Below are 2,598 nucleotides of genomic sequence, written 5' to 3' on the forward strand. Positions count from 1 at the left end.
CCCAGGCGAAAGCCAGCGGCGTTCCCGCAAGCCGCACCTCGGTCAACATGTAGACGCCGGCCACGGTGAGGGCAAGCGCCACCATATTGCGCTGTGATCGCGCGCCGGCCAGCGCCAGGGCGACAGGTCCCGCAAACTCGATCGCCGCGACCGTGCCCAGCGGCAACTCGGCGATGGCTCGATAGAAACAGTAGTTCATGGCGGCGAAGACGGCGCCCAGGGCGACGATCATCCATCGCGTGTGGCTTGCCGCCGCCAGGAAAGCCCGCCAGGGCCGTCGCCACACGGCGAACACCACCGCGGCAGACACGATACGTAGCCATGCCACCCCCGCCACCGGCACACGGGCGAACAGCAGTACGGCGAACGACGGACCCAGGTAGTGGAAGATCGCGCTGCCCACGAAAAATGCGTGCGGCGGTATCCGCTGCATGAGCGGTGCGACCGATCTATCTTTACCATCTATTGCGTTCATGATGGTGAGATGTATAGACCCGTCGATCTCACCTGTCAAATGGAAATAGGTGGTAAACTTTATTCATGGACGCCATCGACCTTGATCCGGGTGAATACCGCGGTACGTATAAACTCGTCGGCGGCCGGCTGTGCCTGGATTTCGTCAACACCATCAGCTGGCCCGATACCGAGCACGCGCACGATTGGCTGGCACCTGCGGAGAACTCCAAACGCTGGTTCGCCGCCGTCGGCCTGCCCTTTCCGCGCAGCAAGGACACCGATCTTCATTCGTTGTACGACTCGCGCCGGATGCTCACCGCCGTGCTTACGCCATTGGCCCACATGGCGCGGCCGAAGCATGCCTCGGTCGCGGAACTGAGCAAGGCGGTGGCGAAGGCCAACGAAGGGCGCGTGATCGATCCGGCCACGCTTGCCTGGAGCTGGTTACCACCGCACAGCGCCTCCGAGGCGCTCTATCCGATCCTGATCGACGCCGCACAGCTCGTTACCGCCGGCAACCACGACCGCCTGCGCTTCTGCCCTTCTTGCCAGTGGTTGTTCGACGACCAGACCCGTAACGGCCATCGCCGCTGGTGCGACATGGCCGACTGCGGAAGCCGGGACAAGGCCCGCCGCTACTACCACCGATCCAAGTCGTAGGGGGACATCGGTGTGGGCGGCAGTTAACACTGCCGGCAATGTAACCCCATGATTTTTCGGTCTTGTCCATGGACCCGCTACCGAGAATGTGAGTTGTGTCACATTATGCTGACGAGTTCTCGGGGACCGTCATCGGAAGCTGTTCGGGGGGTCGTCACGATCCCGGTCTGGGGGTGCCCACGCCGGTCACAATAATTTTGCCTACTAACAACCCATGACCACACCCACTCCGTTATCGACCGAAGGCCGCCGCGGCAGCATCGCCTGCGTCGGCATGGGCATTACCCTGGGCTCCCACCTGACACCCCTCTCGCGTAGCCATATCGAGGGCGCTGACGTCGTCTTCGCCGCGCTCTCGGACTACGTGGTGGAGCTGTGGCTGCGACGCCTGAATCGGGAGGTCCGCAGCCTCCAGCCGTACTACCGGCCGGGCAAGTCGCGGATGAAGACCTATCGTGAGTGGGTCAACGTGATGATGGCCGAGGTGCGGGCGGGGAAGCGGGTTTGCGCTGTCTTCTATGGTCACCCGGGCATTTTTGCCTGGTCGCCGCACAAGGTGATCGAGCTTGCCCGCGCCGAAGGCTACCAGGCGCACATGGAGGCCGGCGTGTCCGCCGAAGACTGCCTGTACGCGGACCTGGGAATCGATCCGGGTCGCGTCGGCTGCCAGCATCTGGAGGCCAGCCAGCTGCTCTTCTTCGAGCGCAACCTGGACACGACCAGCCACGTGATCCTTTGGCAACTGGGAGTCGTCGGCGACCGCTCGCTCGGCCGTTTCCGTACGCCCGACGCCTACCGGGAGCTGCTGACAGAGCGCCTGCTCCAGGACTATCCGGCCGATCATCCGGCGATCGTCTATCGCGCGCCGACATTGCCGATCGAAGGGCCGCACATCCAGCGCATGGCGCTGCGTGACTTTCCTGCCGCCGAGTTCACCGGCCATGAAACGCTCGCACTGCCGCCCGCGTGCGCGCTGAAGCCAAACGCCGTCATGCGTGCGCGCCTGGATGCGCTCGATGCGGTCCACGGCACGGGCGTGGAACCTGCCGTTCCGGCATAAGAGGCTAAAGAAAGCGGGCGGTCTGCCGCTAAAGCGACATGCCGGACTGTCACCGCGCCATCGGGTGAGGGGCAGACGGCACCAAGGTCAACAGGAACCAGGGGAAGAATATGCGCGACACCGTCGAATTGCTGGAAGCTATCGGCCGTGATGCCATGTTACGGCATGCGTCGCCCGAGGAACTGGCGCGAGCACTCGAAGCCGCCGATGCCTCAGCCGGCTTGCGCGAACTGGCAGCTAATGGCGACGGCACGACCCTGACCAAGGAGTTGGGTCTCGTGCAGATGCACGTCGAGCACATGAGCCAAACGGGCGGGCATGAGGGTGAGGGCGACGACGAGCACTACCCCGAAGACGATCATGGCGATGGCAAGGACGACGAGCAGAACCCGCCCGACGATCCCGACGATACGCCCCCGACC

Annotated in this window: 4 protein-coding genes; 3 read left to right on the plus strand and 1 reads right to left on the minus strand. The window is 64.0% G+C overall.

The features are described from left to right. Positions 1-433 (minus strand): EamA family transporter (locus VK519_RS07775; protein WP_414692715.1); only part of this gene is annotated, 433 nt, incomplete at its 3' end. 107 nt (positions 434-540) lie between these two features. On the opposite strand from VK519_RS07775, the gene VK519_RS07780 reads away from it, so the two are divergent. From VK519_RS07780 to VK519_RS07790, 3 genes are all read left to right on the plus strand, one after another. Next, on the plus strand, positions 541-1,116 hold the full coding sequence (locus VK519_RS07780) for a CGNR zinc finger domain-containing protein (RefSeq protein ID WP_324348759.1): 576 nt from the start codon (positions 541-543) through the stop codon (positions 1,114-1,116). A gap of 214 nt (positions 1,117-1,330) precedes the next feature. Continuing rightward, positions 1,331-2,176, plus strand: a complete 846-nt coding sequence (locus VK519_RS07785) for an SAM-dependent methyltransferase (RefSeq protein WP_324348761.1) — start codon at positions 1,331-1,333, stop codon at positions 2,174-2,176. A 110-nt stretch (positions 2,177-2,286) separates the two neighbouring features. After that, positions 2,287-2,598: hypothetical protein (locus VK519_RS07790; RefSeq protein ID WP_324348762.1), on the plus strand; the 312-nt coding region annotated here is incomplete at its 3' end.

Source organism: Pinirhizobacter sp., from assembly GCF_035317885.1.
GTDB lineage: Bacteria > Pseudomonadota > Gammaproteobacteria > Xanthomonadales > Rhodanobacteraceae > Pinirhizobacter.

Excerpts from the sequence above, each read along its gene's own strand:
- VK519_RS07785 (WP_324348761.1), top strand. The coding sequence starts at position 1,331 with ATGACCACACCCACTCCGTTATCGACCGAAGGCCGCCGCGGCAGCATC.
- VK519_RS07780 (WP_324348759.1), top strand. The coding sequence starts at position 541 with ATGGACGCCATCGACCTTGATCCGGGTGAATACCGCGGTACGTATAAA.